Consider the following 19874-nt stretch of genomic DNA (forward strand, 5'->3'; position numbering starts at 1 on the left):
ATTATTTTTTAATGATAAAAGGGTGGTGCTTTTCCTGCGGAAATTTTACACAAAAAACGGTTCCTTTACCGGGTTGCGATGTGAAATTGATTTTCCCTTTATAGGTTTCTACGATATTTTTAACCATCCCAAGACCTAGCCCCATTCCACTGGTCTTGGTGGTAAATTTTGGTTCAAATATCTTATCGGTAAACTCTGGTTCAATTCCTATACCGTTGTCAGCCACAGAAATCTTCACCATATCCTTTTCCGAGGCCACGGAGACCAATATTCGTGGAGATTTTACTTCTGGCACCGCCTGGATAGCATTCTTTACTAAATTAGTCACCACTCTTATTAACTGCGTACGGTCTAGTTTAGCAATAATTTCCTCCTCTTCGGCTATAAAATGAATATAATCTTCATTGAAGATATCTAACGCAAGTTTTACGATTTTAACCACGTTCAATGTTTCGTTTTGCTGTGCCGGCATTTCTGCAAAATTGGAAAATGCCGATGCAATACTGCTCATGGTGTCTATTTGCTGAATAAGGGTAGTAGAATATTCCTTTACTTTTTTATCTATCTCAGGGTCTTCCGCATTAAATTTTCGCTCAAAACTTTGCACACTTAGACGCATTGGAGTCAAGGGGTTTTTTATCTCATGTGCTACCTGCTTTGCCATTTCTCTCCAAGCCTGTTCTCGTTCACTTTTTGCCAATTTAGCCGCACTTTGGCTTAGTTCATCAATCATCGCATTATAAGAGGAAATCAGTTTTTCTATTTCCTCGCCAGGTTTTTCAATATGGATTTTTTCATTTCTTTTGGTAAGATTAGTTCTTCCCATCATATCAGAAATGGTTTCTAATGACCTTGTAATATATTTTGAAATAAAGAACGCAAAGGCAATTGCAATCAATAACATTACAAGATATACTCCTCCCAAACGTATTAGGAATTCCCTAAGCTCTTTATCGTTGAAAGAGTTGTCCTCAAAATAAGGGAGGTTTATAATTCCTATAGGTTTAAACTGGTGGTCGGCAATGTACGTATAAGAAGCTTGGTATTTATCCCCGGCCGCAGACCGTTCCTCTACATACCTTTTATCCGCGCTAGCCTCTAAGTGGTTTAGGATTACTGGGTCTAAACAAATAGATAAAGAATCGTTTTCAAACTTTGGCCTGGAACTTTTAATAAGCTGACCTTCTAAGGAATACAGATTAAAATTCATATTCTGTACTACCGCAATTTCGTAAATCTCATCTTTAAAGATGAGCCCTAGATTTTCTGTGGTAACGGGATAGGTGGTTTTTTGAATGGCCAAATCTATACTTTGGCGTATCTGTTCCTCTTTCCTTTCCATCCTGTCTTGATGGTAATCTCTATTTATCTCTTGAAACTGATAAATGGTAGTAGCTAAGATTAAAACAGAGGCCAACAACACCAGAAAAATCATGGCAAAGAAAATACGTGACCTTAGGGATAACTTCTTTAGCAAGGGTATGGTGTTTCATTCAAAGTTAGCAAATATCGAACCAAATTATTCAAACTCAAATACAAGCATCAAAAACAAACTCAAAAAAGAAAAACCATTTGAAACTAAAACTTGTATTTGCCCTTGTTTACGCCTCCGGGTTTTTATGACGAATACGCTTATAAAGCTTTATCCCCAGCATTAATAATATGCCTAACACAAGGATTCCGGCAACTCCAAAAATCCAGTTAAAGGTGCTTTTCAAGATTACCAGAAAAACTACCGAGAATAGAATCAGTGTTGCCCCTTCATTCCAAATACGCATGTAATTGGAAGTATAATTAATGTCATCCTTTTGGAATTTTTTAAAAATATGATGATTTCTCAGATGATATATGACAAGCAACAGCACAAAACCAAGTTTAATATGCATCCAGGGTTGTTGCAGCCAGTATGGTGCTAAAACCAATAACCATATCGCAAATATGGTCGCCAAAATTGCCGATGGCCATGTAATGATATACCATAGCCTTTTGGACATCAATTTCAATTGTTTAGATAGAATCTCTTTCTCTGGTGATGGTTTCTGACTAGCTTCAATATGATAAATGAATAGTCTAGGAATATAGAAAAGTCCTGCAAACCACGTTATCACAAAAATGAGATGCAGGGCTTTTATATAATTGTAATATTCACTCATAAAATTAGGGTTCTAACTTCAAGTTTAGGCAACGAATTTCCGTTCAAACTTCAAAATTCAAAGTTAGTGAAACCTAGTTCAAATTACTTTATAACCTCAAAGCACCTACACCACTTTCCCACAATTTTTTATTCATAGCGGGAAGGTCTTTTTGAAGAAGTTCCGTTCCTCTAGATTTTAAACTATTCCATTGCTGGTCTAATTCGTTTTTTCTTTCCAAATTGGCTTTATTGACCCTTGGTATACTGCTGGTGGTTTGATTAATTAAGAACAGATACTCCGCGGTGAATTTGTTAGGAAAATTTTCCACATCATCATACGCTTGTGATTTACGTTGAATCATAGCTTCGTCCCAAGCCTTCATCTTTTCCAATAAAGTATGAGCCTCAGTTTTAACTTCGTCATTTTCTATCGCTGTCAAAAGTGTTTTAAGATTGTCCTGTACACCATATAACGTATTCACCATGTTGTGCATCTCCGTAACCTTTGTTTCCATTTCTGACATTAAAACATCAAATTCAGCATACTGTCCCGGTTTTGTTTCAAAGCTTGGAACCGCTTTAATATTGCCTTGTGTTTGCACTACTTTCTTCCCTACTTGTAGCTTAATGTCATATATTCCAGGAATGGCTTTATGACCATTGAATCCGGCTTCAATATATGCTCCGGGAATTCCTGGCATCGTATGGTGACTCATATTCCAAACAAAACGATTAAGTCCCTCTTCTTTGGACAAGGTGGGTTCTGGGGATGGCCCGCCACCATTATGTGGTTGGTATTGTGGGTCTTTTTCCGAACTTAAGGTTCTGATCAGCTTACCGTCAGCATTTCTTATCTCCATGGATAAGGTAACGGTATCTTCTAACTGAGGTAGTTCATAATAAATAACCAATCCATTCGCAGGGTTAACTCCATTAAAAGGATGTGTTCCATCAAAGGTTTTAGAATTACCGTTCAATTGACTTCCCCATGAACCATTATAAGCCAGCGCCGGTTTGTATATATGAACCTGTTTTTTTGGAGCATCAAATTGCGGAAGCAGTTCTAGGTCATCCAAAATCCAAAAGGCACGCCCCGAAGTAGCAACAATTAAATCTCCCTGGTGCACTTTTAAATCGGTTATTGGAGTAACAGGAAGGTTTAATTGTAATGACTCCCAAGATTTTCCATCATTATAAGAAACATACATCCCTTTTTCTGTACCTGCATATAAAAGCCCTTTCTTAATTGGATCTTCGCGTACTACCCTAGTAAACGCCCCATAAGGAATACCACTACTAATATTTGTCCATGTTTTACCGTAATCTGTTGTTTTATAAATGGCTGGCGTATAATCATTGAACTTATATTTTGTAGTTGCTATATACGCTGTAGCAGGGTCATGTGGTGACACCTCTATGGCATTGACCAAACATTCATTTAACCCTTTAGGCGTAACGTTTTGCCAAGTTTTCATATTATCTCTGGTCACTTGAACAAAGCCATCATCGCTGCCCGAATAAAAAACACCTTTCTCGTGGGGAGATTCTATTAAATAGGACAATGTACCGTAGTTTTCCGCTCCTACGGCTTCATTGGTATACGGGCCACCACCGTTTCCTTGTTTTTCATCGATATCCCTTGTCAGGTCTGGGGACATTTCTTTCCAAGAAACTCCCATATCCGTAGTTTTTAATACCAACTGTGCCCCATGATAAAAGGTATTAGGCTCATGTTTAGAACGAATAATAGGTGCATTCCAATTGTATAAATACCTCATATTCCGGGCTTCCCTTCCTAAATATTGAATGGGGGCTGCCATTATTTTTGTAGAAGCTTTAGATTTCGTGTCCAGAATTTCTATGGTACCCAAATAACTTCCGCCCATGACATATCTAGGATTATCCGGGTCAAAGGCCAAGAAGGCACTTTCACCACCGGCAGACGGACTAAATTCTCCAATGGATATTCCACCACTGCCATTTGCCATATTGGCTAGCATTGCCGAAGAATAATCCTGTTGTCCCGCATAAACGTTATAAGGAAATAAATTGTCTGCGTTAATACGATAAAACTGCCCTGTAGGCATATTTAATTGTGTAGACCAACTTGCTCCAAAATCAAAAGAAACGGCAGCACCTCCATCATTTGCAATCACCATATTTTTGGAATTATCAGGATTAATCCACAGATCGTGATAATCCCCATGCGTACCCGATAACCTTTCCCAAGTTTTACCACCATCTGTTGAGCGCAATGCAGGTGCACTTAAGACGTAAACTGTATCGGCATCATTAGGATCTGCAAATACTTCAATATAATACCAGGCACGTTGCACCAAGCGGTTATCTCCACTAACCATAGACCAAGACGCTCCTGCGTCATTAGAAACAAATAGACCACCTTTATCCGCATTGGAATCGCTCTCAATAAGTGCATAGACCTTGTTAGAATTAGCCGGGCTAACGGCTATCGCCATTTTACCTTTTTCATTTGGTAAACCTTTATGAATTTTAGACCAAGTTTCCCCTGCATCGGTAGATTTATATAATCCGCTTCCTTCACCTCCACTAATAACCATATTAGGTTTACGTTGGTGTTCCCACATTGCGGCGTACATAATCTCCGGGTAATTAGCATCCATTGAGAGTTCGGCAGCACCTGTTAAATTATTCACGAACAAGGTATTTTTCCACGTTACTCCGCCGTCTATGGATTTGTAGATTCCCCTCTCTTTATTACCCGCATGCAATGCTCCCTGTGCGGCAACGTAAACAATATTAGGATTAGTTGGGTGAATAATAACCCGAGAAATATGTTGTGTCTTTTCCAGACCTAGATGCTTCCATGTTTTTCCTGCATCTGTAGATTTATACACACCATCGCCATAAGATGTCATAACCCCTCTCGGCGCATGTTCTCCCATACCAACATAAACAATATTAGGGTCAGATTTAGAGACAGCCACTGCTCCAACAGAACCAGTTTTAAAATATCCGTCAGAAATATTCTCCCATTTTTGACCGGCCGTTTCAGTTTTCCAAAGGCCACCACCTGTTGTTCCCATATAGTAGGTCATAGGATCGTCAACAACACCACTGGCTGTGACCGACCGCCCACCTCTGTAGGGGCCAATATTTCGATATTTTACTGGTTGAAAATATTCATTAACCGTTTGCCCGAAGGTTATTGTTATGGTTAAAAACGTTAGGATTAGGAGTTGGATGTTGTTTTTCATTTTGCTTGTTGTTACAATATAATGTTTCATATTTAGCGTCCTCCCCTTGGCAGGGGGGAGGAACTATATCCCTTAACTTTCATTCAACGTACTTCTACCATGGAGCACCGCACATCAAACGACTCTCACCTACTCCTCCTCAACAAACAAGTAGTTTAATTTCAAATCATTAAAGGCACTGTTAAATTCTTGAAGCTCTTTTGAAATTACAGCGTCAAAAGCAGCTAACTCCTTGTTTATTTTCCCAGTTAGTTCATTCTTAACAGCAATGTCCTGTTCCGTAGGCGGAAAATCATCAATAGCTACCAAACTATTTAAATGCCCTAATTTGTTCGTAAGCTTAATAGGAAAGTTTAACGGATCTTGATTACTTCTGTTTTTAGTTTGATACAAAGCCTTCTCAACTTCTTCTAAACGCTCTTTCATCGCTTTGGCTTTCTCCACCAATTCCTTTGTGGCTGCATTGTTCTTATACAGAGAGGAAAAAGCATCCAGCTGTTTATTAATTTTTCTAATCTTCTTTATGGATTGATGCGCTTTATCAATAGTTGTGTTAATATCGGTTATAAAGTCAAACTGCTTTTGCATTTCCATAACTGAAGCCTCTGCTCGCGGGTCAGGTACAATCTTAAATGTTTCCGTACTTATATCACCGTTTACATTCAGATGAACTTTGTAATTTCCTGGAACCGCTTTGGCACCGTCTAAACTGGCCCACCATAAAATCATCCCATCCAGCTTTTTAGCTCCTTTTCCACGTGTATCCCATACAAAAGTATTTCCTCCTTGTTTCACATTTAGCTTTTTACTTTTCTCCTTGGCCGAATTGCTATAGTTAGCCAGTGTATCGCCCGACATTGAAGTAAAGGTTAGACTAACACTATCTTTTTCTGAAAGATTTTTTAGATAAAAATGCGTTACCACGCCACTAGGATGATTTTGCCCCGCAGTTTTAGAAGGGGTTTTAGCAGCTCTACCCTTAGTTCTATACGAATCCTTAGGCTTATATAAGATTGATGCGGCTGACTTTTTATTACCGTCTAACTGATGAAGTACGGTTAAATCATCTAGCACCCAAACACTACGCCCTTGTGTTGCAACAATTAGGTTGTTATCCTTAATCGTTAAATCAGTTACAGGCACAATGGGTAAATTCAATTGAAAAGGTCTCCAGTTTGCTCCATCATCAAAAGAAATGTACATCCCTGTCTCTGTACCTGCATACAACAAACCTTTCCTCTTCGGGTCTTCCCGAACTACTCTTGTAAAATGCTCGTTAGGGATACCGTTGGTAATCTTTGTCCATGTCTGACCGTAATCTGTAGTTTTGTATAGGTAAGGCTCAAAATCACCTAATTTATATCGTGTTGCGGCAACATAGCAAGTACCGGCATCAAAAGCGGAAGGTTCAATACTATTAATCATATTCCATTCTGGCATATTGGCGGGGGTTACATTATCCCAAGAAGCTCCACCATCCTTTGAAACGTGCACTAATCCATCATCACTACCTACCCAAAGCAAGCCTTCTTTTAAGGGGCTTTCATTGGCTGCAAAAATGGTGCAATAGTACTCTACGCTTGTATTATCCTGAGTTATAGGACCTCCACTTGAACCCAATTTTGTAGGGTCATTTCTAGTAAGGTCACCGCTTAAAACCTTCCAACTTTGCCCTTCATTTTCAGAAACATGCACATGCTGAGAAAAAGTATATAGTTTCTTTGGATTATGCCTGCTGAAAATAATAGGGAAATTCCATTGAAAACGGTATTTCATAGCTTCAGCTCCTGCTCCCATAGGGTTATCTGGCCAAACATTAATTCCTCTTACCGTTCCTTTGTCATGATTTACACGTGTTAGGAAACCGTCATAACTGCCGCCGTAAACGATATCATTATTCGTTGGGTCAACTGCTATATGGGCAGATTCCCCTCCTGCGGTTGGCTCCCAATCAGACTCATCTATGCTGCTACCATCACTTCTATGATTAATACGTAAGGTAGAATTGTCTTGCTGCGCTACATAAATACGATACGGGAAAGCATCATCTGTAGTTACTCTGTAGAATTGGGCAGTTGGCTGATTGTAATAGGTACTCCAAGTTTCGCCACCATCATAAGAAATCTGTGCGCCACCGTCATCGCCAATAATCATTCGCTGCGAATTTTCTGGAGCTATCCAAAGATCATGGTGATCCCCATGAGGTGCGTTAAACGTATTAAAGGTTTTACCCCCATCGGTAGATTTATGATATCTAACGTTTAAAACATAAACAACATCCTCGTCTTCTGTATCTGCGTATACCCTAGTGTAGTACCATGCCCTTTGACGTAACTTACGCTCGCTATTGACTTGAGTCCATTTTTTACCTCCATCATCAGAACGGTACAAGCCCCCTTTTTCTTTGTTTTCTACAATGGCCCAAACCCGTTCCGAATTTTTAGGAGAAACGGTAACTCCCATTATTCCTAGAGTATCCTTTGGAAAACCCTCGTTCTTTGAAATTTCTGTCCAGGTTTCACCACTATCTGTACTTTTCCAAAGGGCAGAACCTTCGCCACCACTACTTAAACTGTAAGGTGTTCGTTGCGCGCGCCATGTAGAAGCATATAATATTCTAGGGTTATTAGGGTCTAAGGTTAAATCAACTGCACCAGCCTGATCATTGACGAATAATACTTGTTTCCAGTTTTTACCTCCGTCGGTACTTTTATAAATACCCCTTTCTTTTGTTGGCTTGTAAATATTACCCAACACAGCTGCGTAAACCGTATTATAATCCGTAGGATGCACTTTTATTCTGGGTACATGACGGCTATTTTTCAATCCGGCGGACACCCATGTTTTACCTCCATTCTCTGTTTTCCAAATTCCGTAACCAGAAGACACATTACCACGAAGGGTTTTTTCCCCTCCCCCTACATAGATAACATTTGGGTCGCTCTTTGCTACCTCAACAGCACCAATGCTACCTCCAAAATAACCATCGGATATATTATTCCATGTACGACCACCGTCTAATGTTTTCCAAACACCACCACCTGCAGCTCCAAAATAGAATAGATTAGGTTCTCCTGGCACACCCGTTACCGCCGCGGAACGGCCACCCCTGAACGGCCCTACCAAACGATAATCCAAACTAGAATATAAGTCCTCTGGATATTGCACTGAAACAGTATTCGATTTTTTCTTACGTTGCGAATTCGTATTAGTAGGAAACAGAAATAAGACAAGCATTAGAGCACCCGCCCAAGTATAGAAATTTTTCATTTTTTAAGTAGTTGAATTAGTCTAGCTTAAATGTAATGAAAAAGGAGTATTCTAGTGAAATTACAAAGCAAATTTATTCCTCATTTTTATCAGAAATTTCCTTGTACGCTTTGTTTGATTTAAATAATTCTATGAAACTATAAATAAGCATACAAACAGAAACTATAAGTAATCCGATAATAAGTAAGCGCATAAGTAAAGAGGTCTTTTAGTATTAGAAACACTTTCTATCCAAAAGTCACTCTTTGACTGAAATAACTATAAATGCGCAGTCAATTTAAGTTTGGTATTAACAAATACTAGTTCAAGAATTGTAAACAAACGGGACTAGGCAGTTGTTCATTTTTAAGGAAGGTCAATCTACCTGTATCAATATTACGCTTGAAGATTGATATATTGTTGCTCTTCTGGTTAGCTACGAGCAAAAAATTATTAGTCGGGTCTATTGAAAAATTTCTTGGCCAATCTCCTCTAACCGGCTCTCTGCCAATTAAATTCAACTTACCTGAATCAGTATCTACCTTAAAGATAACTATGGTGTTTTCACCTCTATTAGAGCCATAGAGAAACTTTCCATCTTTTGATAAATGTATATCGGCACAATAACTATCTCCTTTAAACTCCTTTGAAACAGTACTTTTTGTCTCAACCTCATCGTAATCGTTTTCAGTATTCCTTTTAAGCAGAGTAATGGTCGAATTCAATTCATTTATGATATAAAGAAATTCATCATTCTCCGAAAAAACAAAATGCCTGGGTCCTGCACCCTTCGGCAAATCTATAGACGGTTTTGCGCTTGCAACAAATTGCCCGTTCTTTTGCTGATATCTTTTAACAGCATCGAGACCTAAATCTGACACAAACAACTCGTTTCCTTTGCCTTTGGCCATGTGTGCATGTGGTTTGGAAATGGAGTCCTTATTTAAGTGGTTTATAATTTGATGTTTTTCAGATAAACTACCATCATCCTTCAAATTGGCAATCATAACATTACCACCGGTATAATTCGATGCAACTAATTGGTTTTTACCTGTAAGGGTAACATGACAAGGATGTGCGCCTCCAGTGCCTATACTATTTTGCAGCGTCAATAGCCCTTCGTTGATTTTGAAAGCGGAAACACCTCCGCCTAATGAATCAAAATCTGCCGTTTCTTGAACAGCATACAAATTCTTTTGGTCTGGCGAAATAGTCAAAAAAGATGGGTTGGGTAAAACTGCCGCTAGTTTTTTAGCAGCAAGTTCACCAGTTTCAGGATTAAAGCTATACGAGTAAATACCCTCACTATTCCCATCAGTATATGTGCCTACAAATAATTGATATGTTTTAGACTGTTGTTTCATTTCACATCCAATCAATAGGGTTACACAGAAAAATACTAGATACAGGTATTTATTTCTCATCGTTTAAGAATTTATTCGCCTAAAAATATGAACTTTGGGTGATATTAGGTTTTCTAGCTGTGAGAAATATCTAAAACACTATTGAGAAACCATTTATCCAATTTATTTGCGCTACGTGCCCATTATTTTCAATACTCTGAACTCCTCACTACATTGGTCTTCTTTTTTAGTTATTAGAACACTATAAAAGAAAACTAAAAAAGTAATACTAATCTTACAAAAAAATAAAAGGCAATAAGAAATAATCCAAAATACCCAATAGAGGGTATTTTTTAAACTTCCTTATACACTTATACTGCGGTATTTAATTACATTTAGAACCCTAAAATTTACTTTCAGCCAACCTACTTTACAAACATCAAATTTTAATGGATAAATTGTTAAGGATACAAATAGTTCATAATGAAAATTAAAACACTTTCCATTGCTGTACTCTTTGTACTTGTGAAAATTCATGGGCAGTCTTTCCCTGGATTTTCTGGCGATAATTATAATGGTGTTTATGGTATGGTTGCAAATCCTGCAAATATTGCAGATTCTAGAGTTAAAATGGATATAACACTCCTCTCAGGAAATTTTATTGGAAGTACGGATTACATTTCGCTTACGCAAACAAATATTGGTGGGTTTTTAAAAGGTTTTGAATTTGGTAACGATGTAGACAGAAATGCTACCAATGAAAATGAAATTTTAGCGAACGAAGATTATATAGGACCTTCTTTTATTTACGCTATTGATGATATAAATAGTATTGGAATGTATACGCGGCTGAGAAAATTTCGTAATTATAACGGTATAAATGGTCTCCTTTTTGAAACCATCTTAGGTAATGCTTTAGCACAAGATTACGATTTTTCCATCAAAAACTCTGATACCTCAGTTCATATGTGGGGTGAGGTTGGTTTTTCTTATGCAAGAGTTCTAATAAATGAAGGGAACCATTTTTTCAAGGCTGGAGGAGCAGTAAAACTACTTTTAGGAGGCGGAAGTGCTCAAAGTCAATCCAATCTTTTAAACGGCTCATACAATGCAACGGATCAAACCCTTAACTTTCAAGGAGATATCTCCTATGTAACCACTTTTGGCAACGAAACCCCAAATTTAACTTTAAGAGGCCTAGGTTTTGGAGGTGCTTTTGATGTTGGTTTGGTATATGAATTTCGCACGGACGCTGCAAGATCAATGGCGGCGTATCAGGGAGAAAGAGAACGAAACAAGTACAAGCTTAAGATAGGAGTATCCCTGTTAGATTATGGTGAAATTTACTATAGAGATCAAGGACAGACCCAATATACCGAATTGGACGGTTCTATTCCTATTACCGATTTTTCCAGTGAAAGCCTAAACCAAATCTTAATTGAAGATTTTGAAAGCGATGGTATTACTAGAGAAGGAAGATTAACAGTTGCCCTACCCACATCATTGCAATTTAACATAGATTACAAAGCCTACAGGGATATTTATCTCAACATAGAATACAACCAAACCATGGTTGAAAAAACGGCTTTATATAATAATAATCGTATTAATCATTTAACCATAACACCCAGGTATGAGCGTAAAAATGTAGGTGCTTTTCTACCCGTAAGTTTTAGTCCTTTAGGCGGCACTGCTATTGGGGCGGGATTACGATTAGGGCCATTAGTAATTGGTTCTGGAAGTTTACTTTCTAACTTAGTTTTAAAAACCCCAAAAAATATTAATGTGTTTGCGGCGGTAAGAATTATAACCCATCATGTGGGGAAAAGGCGATGATTAATTACTAAAATAACGGATTAGAGCACCGTCATTTAATATTATGATTATGAAAATAAAACTACTTTTAATCACATTTCTATTAGGAATTATCTGGTGGGGTCATGGCCAAATAAGACTAGTGGCGGATATAAACACTGGGCAAGAAGACAGTAGCCCAAGGGACTTTACTGAATTCAATGGAGCACTTTTCTTTGTTTCGGATATAAGTGGTAGAGACGTAATTTATTCAATGGATACCAATGAGGTGGTAACACCTCAGTGGACTTTAGGTCAATATGAATTTCATGATTTAGTAGTTTATAATAGTAGTCTTTATATCATGGCCACTAATTTAAATACTCCTGAGGATGGTGCTAATCTCTGGCAGTATCTTGGTCCTGAAACTTTTTCTGCCCAATTCTCAAACCTTCATATCTTTAACAATTTTACCGAGGAAAGCTTAATAGTTTTCGAAGGTGAGCTATATTTTGGTGCAGAATTAAGCGAAGAGGGTTCCTTTGATATCAACAATCCATTTTACGCCTTACATAAATTTGACGGAAATGAGATTACAGAAATTATTACGGACCAAGAATTCGTAGATATAGAAGAACCTTTACACTATGTGGTTCATGAAAATGAACTCTATTTTATAGCAAAGGAAACATTTTTCGATCCGGAATCAAGTTTCACCTCAGTCGACAATCCAATTTTTAGAGTAAATAATGATGAGACTTTTAGCTTTGTTCACAATCCTAATCTATTTGAAGAAAACAGAGTTCAAGATTTAATCTCTTACAATGGCCTACTATGGTATTATGGAAATCCTAACGATGCTAGTATTTTCAATAACCGATTGTATTCATTAAACACAACTAACTCTGACCTAAGTTTCGACGACAGCTTCTTCACTTTTGGGGGTCTTCAAATATTCAATGGTGATTTATATTTCCCCATTAAGACTGGTTTAGATACTACACAAAACCTCGGCATCCTTGATACTGCGAATAACCTTACAGTTATAGGTGGTACGCAAATTAACTTGTTAGATTTTACGGCTTCGTTGAACAATGAAATTTTTTATGGAGGCAATGGCAGTGTTGGGTTTGAACTTTATAGTTACACGCTTGGAGATTTAGAAGTAAAACTGGTTCAAGACTATAAAACCTCTGGAGCCAACTTAAATGGATTTCCTTTAGGTGAAGGAACTGCCTTTAACAATAGACTCTATCTTTCTGCAAGAGGTGATAATGGTTTGGGATCGGAATTAAGTGTTTTAGACCCTGTCCTATGCGATAATAATAGAGATGTTGTATTGAATACTCAAGAAGACGTATTCAGATTTGGCAACTGCAATTTCAGCTCGGTAAATGGCTCCTTAACTATTTTTGACGACAGTTCTGGCACAGCAATTACAGACCTAAGTCCTTTGTCATCGTTAATTAGTATATCTGGAACCTTATCCCTAAATGCTTGTGCTTCATTGAACACCTTAACAGGATTGAATAATTTAACCTTTGTAAATGAGCTAATTATAGACACTATGTCCGGTTTAACTTCTTTATCAGGACTAGATGGACTAACTGATATAGGAACGGAAAGATTATTAATAAACAACAATGCAAACCTTGCTAGTCTAAATGGGCTACAAAATCTAACCGCCATAGGACCAGCTAGTGATGACGGTAATGTAAATGATGCATTAACCATTAATCTAAACAATAGCTTAACTGATATTGCCGCATTATCCAACCTTACAGAGCTTAGAGGGCTCCAATTAAGTCAGTTACCAGTTCTTACATCTTTGGAAGGGCTTCATAACCTTACGGAGGTTTTTGGGTTTGGCATAGAAATACGTTCAATGGATATACTTGAAAATCTAAATGGTATCAGGTCGTTAAACACCGTTTCCGCTTTGACTATTAACGGCTTAGATTCTTTAAATAGCCTACAAGGTCTAGAAAATCTTACTACTGCAACCAACTTACTAAGGATAGAAAACAATCCTAGTTTAACTAATGTTGATGAACTATCAAGCTTGTTCATAGCGCCTTTGGATGTCGACGGTAATTCTAGTCTGTCCAATTTTTGTGGGCTTTATACACTTGCTATCAATAGTTCTGACGCTTTTAATATTACGAATAACTTAACCAATCCAACCCAACAAGAAATTATAGATAATGGTTCTTGCGCCGCAGTTTTTATAGATTTCAGTGGAACAAGTTTTTCGGGTATTGAGAGTGATCAGACCAATCAGGACCAATTTGGTATTCGAGTTCAGGGTGATGTAGTAGATGTGAATACAACGGTAACGGTAAGGTTTACATCCGGTAATGCTATTGTAAGTCCTAATCCCAATGCTGATTTTTCATTTGGCACAAATGGCGAAATTAGTATAACCATACCCGTTGGTACATATGATGCATCTTCTTTTATTCCTTTATCAGGATTTATTGATGACAATGACCCCTTTGAAATCATTGATGATGCCTTATACGAGGGAAATGAAAATTTAACGCTAGAAATAGCTAATATTACAGGTGCCGAAACCTTTTTACAGGATAATATTACACTACAATATGAAATCATTGATGATGACTATGTCCCTCGAATTAGAGTCGTAGATGGTACAGCCAGTGAATCAGGAACTTTGGATACGGCAGAATTCATTTTTGAATTGACCGACGGTCAAGGAAATCTAGTGCCAAATGATTTTAGTCAAGATTTATTCATTGATTATGCCATATCTGGCACTGCAACAGAGATTAACGATTATCAAAGTTTACCACAAGTTTTGCTTACCGGTGTAAATGCACAGTCTGTTTTTATATTTCCAGAAGATGATACAATTGCAGAGCTTACAGAAGATGTAACAATAACAATCGTAAGGACAGGAGTATTTCCGTTTTATCAATTAGGATCTACAGCATCAACAGCCAGTATACAAATTCTAGATAATGAGGTGCCGGGTTTTACGCTTTCAAAAACTACCGTGACTACTTCCGAACCTAACCTTACGGATAGTTTTACAGTTATTTTAAATGTGCAACCAGCAGGCGATGTAAGACTGAATATCTCCAGTAGCTTAAATCCAGACGAGTTCATTGTAAATGAAAACATAATACAGTTCTCCGCTACCAATTGGAACACCCCCCAAACCATAGTAGTAACCGGACAAGATGATGCAGTGGTAGATGGCACTCAAAATTATGAATTCATAGTAGCACTTGACGAGGAAAATAGCGATGACGCATACGATGCCGTACCCGACCAGACCGTGATTGGTACCAACTCAGACGACGATGTCGCCGGTACACCGAACTTTACATTATCCAAGAATGTCGTGATCACCTCCGAACCCAATGGTTCCGATAATTTTACCGTTACCTTAAATACCCAACCGACTACGGACGTGGTCATCGACATCGCATCCAACGATACCGGTGAGGCAAATGTAACGCCAACATCCCTGACTTTCTCCAATACCGACTGGAACGCTCCACAGAACGTTACCGTAACCGGACAAGATGATACCATAGTCGACGGAATCCAGGATTACGTGCTCACCGTTTCCATAAACGATGACGAGAGCGATGACGCCTACGATGCCGTACCCGACCAGACCGTAAGTGGTACCAATGCAGACAACGATGTCGCTGGCACACCTGGCTTCACACTTTCTCAAACCACTGTAGCCACAGCCGAACCCAGTGGTTCAGATTCCTTTACAGTAGTCCTCGACCAACAACCAGTAACGGATGTAGTAATCGATATCGTATCAAATGATTTAGGAGAGGCCATCGTGACTCCTGAATCTTTGACATTCTCAAATGCTAACTGGAACATTCCGCAAACCATAACGGTAACCGGACAAGATGATACCATAGTCGACGGAACCCAGGACTACGTGCTCACCCTTTCCGTAAACGATGCCGAGAGTGATGACGCCTACGATGCCGTACCCGACCAGACCGTAAGTGGTACCAATGCAGACGACGATGTCGCCGGAACACCGAACTTTACATTGTCAAAGAATGTCGTGGCGACCTCCGAACCCAATGGTTCAGATAACTTTACCGTTGTTTTAAATACCCAACCGACTGCGGACGTGGTCATCGACATCGTATCTAACGATACCGGTGAGGCAAATGTAACGCCAACATCCCTGACTTTCTCCAATACCAACTGGAACGCTCCACAGAGCGTTGCCGTAAACGGACAAGATGATACCATAGTCGACGGAACCCAGGACTACGTGCTCACCCTTTCCGTAAACGATGCTGAGAGCGATGACGCCTACGATGCCGTCCCCGACCAGACCGTAAGTGGTACCAATGCAGACAACGATGTCGCCAATGGCAATCCTATTATAAATCAAGAAGATATCGAGATTCTACTAAATAGTGCAACTTGTCCTGGTATTAGCAATGGGGAAATCCAAATAAAGACAACAGCTAATTATACATTTCAAGTAAGTTTAAATGATAAGAACTTACCCGATACAGTTTCCCAAAGTAATCCTTTAATCATAAATGATTTATCCAAAGGATCTTATGAAATTTGTTTATCAATAATAGAATTTCCCAACTGGGAACAGTGTTTCACTGCGACTATTTTTAATTTTGAAGATTTAGTTGCAGATTTATTAGATGTAGACTCAATAGAACAATTCGCACTCATTTCTTTGAAAGGCAGTAAATCCTATGAGGTGAACGTAAATGAAATAAAATACAATTACACCTTTGATAATGTTTTAACCAAAGAATTAAAAATACCATTAGAATTAGGAGTAAATAAAATAACTATCAAAGGAGATTCAGATTGTCAAGGCATTTACTCTGAAGAGGTGCATATAAATACTATTAATTTATTTCCAAATCCTGTAACTACGAGTGTAACTATTAATGGACTTCCCAATGAGAATATAAGCTATAGGATATATGACAGTGGCGGAAGTTTGGTTTTAAATGATACAGAACAGATTACCCAAAGAAATCTTAGCCTCAATTTACAGTCCTTAAGTGCGGGATGGTATTTTATTGTCATTGCGAGTAATACGGAGGTTTTTGAGTATAAAATCATAAAGGAATAAAAATGTACAAATCAATTACGATTTTAACGATTTTCATAGTAGTTATGATATCATGCAAAGGTGAATTTGACCCTACCGAGGAAGAAGGACAAGTGGAGCTCATATTTCCTGAAAATGCCGAAGTTTGTCCTGATGGTGATTTACTTGGAAGTAGTCTGATTCAAATTCCTTTACTATGGAAATCAGATACAGATTTTACCAAATATAAGATTACCATTGAGGATTCTCAAGGGCAAGAAGTTCAGACTGAAGAAATTGAAAATGATAAGAGAATAGAATTAACGCTAAATCAAGGAGAACTCTATCATTGGTATGTAATAGGTCAAAGGGGAAAAGAAAAAATACCCAGTGATACTTGGTCTTTTTATACACAAGGAGCGGCGATTGAGAATTATATTCCATATCCGGCACTTTTGAACGTAAACTTAGATGCAAACGATATTACTATTTCTTGGGTGGGAAAAGACCAAAATGCAGAAGATATTTTGTCTTACGATGTGTATTTATCAACAGAGAATCCTCCAACCAATCTAGTACTAGAAGGAACCGAATTAACAAGTTATTCTGAAGATTTTACAACAGGTTTTACTTATTACGTACAGGTAATTACTTACGACAATAGTAATACTAGTTCAAAATCTCAAATTTTGAGCTTTACGCCATAACAAGTATGAACAAGAATATTTCAATTGTTTTCGTATTATTCTTTATAGGCTTTTACAAGCTTACCTATTCCCAGAAAACCCAATCACAACATCTTTTCAAATCAACTGATATACTCTTCCTTAAACTAGAATATGCTAACAAACAGGTTAAAAAATCTACAGATAAGGAAAATGCCGTTTACACAGAAATAATTTATGGTATAAACGGAATTTGGGATACCATCCCAGTTTCGTTAAGAGCAAGAGGCAATTTTAGACGCGCCAATTGTTATTTTCCACCTTTAAAAATATATTTAAAAAAGAGTTTGGTCGAAGGGTCTTTATTCCAAGGGCATAAACAGCTTAAATTAGTGCTTCCTTGCCTCTTACAAAATCGCAGTAACGATGATATTGTTAAAGAATATCTGGCTTATAAAATCTATGAACAACTTTCAGAAGTTCACTTCAAAACAAGACTCGTTTCTATAGAATACATAGACAACCGTGATAAGAAATTAGAACTGCACCCTTTAACGGCATTTCTTCCTCAAAAGAAATTAGAAGAGTTGCATAATTATGAAGGAGAAGAAGCTTTCGCTTTTAGAAAACCTAAAACCTACAAACTAATGTCGATTCTTATTGAAGACGATAAAGTAGTAGCAAAAAGGAATAACGCTAAATTAATGAAGCGTTATGTACATCCCTTAAATCAGGGCGAAATGGCTTCTATAACGAACTCCTTTTTTCAATTTATGATTGGTAATACCGATTTCTCTACGGCATATCAACATAATCAAAAGTTACTCTTCAAAGATTTGAAAACCATTCCTCTACCTTACGACTTTGACATGTCCGGACTTGTAGATGCCAGCTATGCTGTTGTTTCCAATGTGCAAAATAACCAATTAGATATAAGCAAGGTTACAGAACGAAAGTATAGGGGATTTAAAAGAGATCCTAAATTATTTCAGAGAGCAAGAAAGCTCTTTTTAGAAAAAAAACCAGCAATTATGCAGTTACTAGATGAGCATCAAAAATATTTTGATGACAAACAAGCATTCCAAAAAGCAAGAGATTATATTCAAAGTTTTTATAGAATACTACAGCACGATTTAAAATTTGAAAAAACAATTATCCAAGAAGCACGGGTAAAATAGTCCAACCCTATTTTAAATAAGACCTAAACTTCCGCTTCGTATTTATATAGCGTACTAAGTGTTTGTAATACTTAACAAAACCTGCGCTAAAAACGGTTACAGCAATAATCAAAGTTGTCTTTAAAACTATTCCGTACTTAAAAAAAACTAACGATATCCACACCATTAGAACAGCAAAAACAAAAAGAACCGTCTTCCGAACTGTTCTGTAACTAATTTTCAAACGCCGGTCTAGCCAAATGAAATAAATACTGGCCAAAAAGCTAAAGAGAAAAGTTAACAGAAATATCCAAAACCCGGGGACCTTAAACATAAAATCATTTGAAAGTATCATGGCAATGATATTAGCATGGATGACCAGACCGTACATATCAGGTATACTTTTACCGGCAGTCGTACTGTTTAAAGGAGTAAAATGCTTGTCCTCAACATCAAAAGTGTTTCCTGTAGGGCTTCCTAAATATCCTAAAAGAACTATCTTATCCTTAACGATATCTCTGTTTTCTAGGTCTAAGAACTCTTCCAATGTGAAATTCATAAAGCGTTCCAAATTTCCCTGAAAGTTAATTACCCTGGGCGCTTTGAGTTTCTCCGCCAATGCCATTTTCTTCCATTTCTTTTTTGATAGAAATTTTTGAGCAATTTGATTAGAGAAAGATGAAAAGGTCTTTTTTGAAAATCTCTTTTCCCCACTAAACGTGCGTATAACGGCATTTTGAGTTTCAAAATTGAAGTTTACAAAGCCAGGGGAATTTTTTACTCGAAAAAAAGGGTGATTAGATATAGTCTGATCTTCTTGAAGAATTACCGCAGTAATAACTTTTTCATTTTTTAGATACTTTGCTAAAAGTGAGTCTTCCCTGGTTTTTCTGAAATCTTTTAAGATAACATCAAAGCCGACTACTCTAGGAGATGCTTTTAGGGTTTGGTGCAGTACTTGCGCAATTTTAGCTCTACTCTCGTTCTCAACGTTAACTAAAATAATGTTAGGATTAATAGGCTTTTCTTCATCTAGTTTTTCCGCATAATACACATCTAAAAAACTAAAGTCTTGTAATGCCTTCGATATAGGATTAAAAAAAGAAATATTAAAGAAGAGCAACGAAATAAGGTAACAGGTCAATAGAGATAAGATGGTACTTATGAAACCATCACGTAATAAAACATACTTGCTTAATTTCTTTTTTTTCTTGCCCATCTA

At 37.5% G+C, this 19874-nt stretch carries 10 protein-coding genes; 4 read left to right on the forward strand and 6 right to left on the reverse strand.

Features of this window, described 5'->3' with window-relative positions; translation table 11 throughout:
* Position 1: 1 nt before the first annotated feature.
* The 5 genes from SJY09_RS12605 to SJY09_RS12625 all read right to left on the reverse strand — a co-directional run bounded on the left by SJY09_RS12605 (position 2) and on the right by SJY09_RS12625 (position 10043).
* Entirely contained in the window at positions 2–1435 is a 1434-nt protein-coding gene (locus SJY09_RS12605; RefSeq protein WP_396638634.1) for an ATP-binding protein, read from the reverse strand.
* 166 nt (positions 1436–1601) lie between these two features.
* Positions 1602–2153, reverse strand: a complete 552-nt coding sequence (locus tag SJY09_RS12610; RefSeq protein ID WP_396636072.1) for a CopD family protein — start codon at positions 2151–2153, stop codon at positions 1602–1604.
* A gap of 88 nt (positions 2154–2241) precedes the next feature.
* Positions 2242–5370 carry a WD40/YVTN/BNR-like repeat-containing protein gene (locus tag SJY09_RS12615; RefSeq protein ID WP_396636073.1) on the reverse strand — a complete coding sequence of 1043 codons (3129 nt, stop codon included), beginning with the start codon at positions 5368–5370 and terminating at the stop codon, positions 2242–2244.
* 129 nt (positions 5371–5499) lie between these two features.
* Complete coding sequence (locus SJY09_RS12620) at positions 5500–8640, reverse strand: WD40/YVTN/BNR-like repeat-containing protein (protein ID WP_396636074.1); 3141 nt, start codon at positions 8638–8640, stop codon at positions 5500–5502.
* Between the two features lie 299 nt (positions 8641–8939).
* Positions 8940–10043 (reverse strand): lactonase family protein, encoded by a 1104-nt coding sequence (locus SJY09_RS12625; protein ID WP_396636075.1) that lies wholly within the window; start codon positions 10041–10043, stop codon positions 8940–8942.
* Between the two features lie 402 nt (positions 10044–10445).
* On the opposite strand from SJY09_RS12625, the gene SJY09_RS12630 reads away from it, so the two are divergent.
* From SJY09_RS12630 to SJY09_RS12645, 4 genes are read left to right on the forward strand one after another with little or no spacing between them, the layout of a single operon-like run.
* Complete coding sequence (locus SJY09_RS12630; protein ID WP_396636076.1) at positions 10446–11798, forward strand: DUF5723 family protein; 1353 nt, start codon at positions 10446–10448, stop codon at positions 11796–11798.
* 49 nt (positions 11799–11847) lie between these two features.
* A complete protein-coding gene (locus SJY09_RS12635) occupies positions 11848–16872 on the forward strand; it encodes a T9SS type A sorting domain-containing protein (RefSeq protein ID WP_396636077.1) in 5025 nt (1674 codons plus the stop codon).
* A gap of 2 nt (positions 16873–16874) precedes the next feature.
* Positions 16875–17537, forward strand: coding sequence for a hypothetical protein (locus tag SJY09_RS12640; RefSeq protein ID WP_396636078.1), 663 nt, complete (start codon positions 16875–16877; stop codon positions 17535–17537).
* A gap of 5 nt (positions 17538–17542) precedes the next feature.
* Positions 17543–18673 carry a hypothetical protein gene (locus SJY09_RS12645; protein ID WP_396636079.1) on the forward strand — a complete coding sequence of 377 codons (1131 nt, stop codon included), beginning with the start codon at positions 17543–17545 and terminating at the stop codon, positions 18671–18673.
* Positions 18674–18680: 7 nt separating this feature from the next.
* Here the strand turns inward: SJY09_RS12645 and SJY09_RS12650 are convergent, their stop codons facing one another.
* The gene (locus SJY09_RS12650; RefSeq protein ID WP_396636080.1) at positions 18681–19871 is read right to left on the reverse strand and encodes a CHASE2 domain-containing protein; all 1191 of its coding nucleotides are present in this window, start codon (positions 19869–19871) and stop codon (positions 18681–18683) included.
* Positions 19872–19874 lie beyond the last annotated feature (3 nt).

It is taken from the genome of Maribacter sp. R77961, from assembly GCF_044594925.1.
Classification (GTDB): Bacteria; Bacteroidota; Bacteroidia; order Flavobacteriales; family Flavobacteriaceae; genus Maribacter.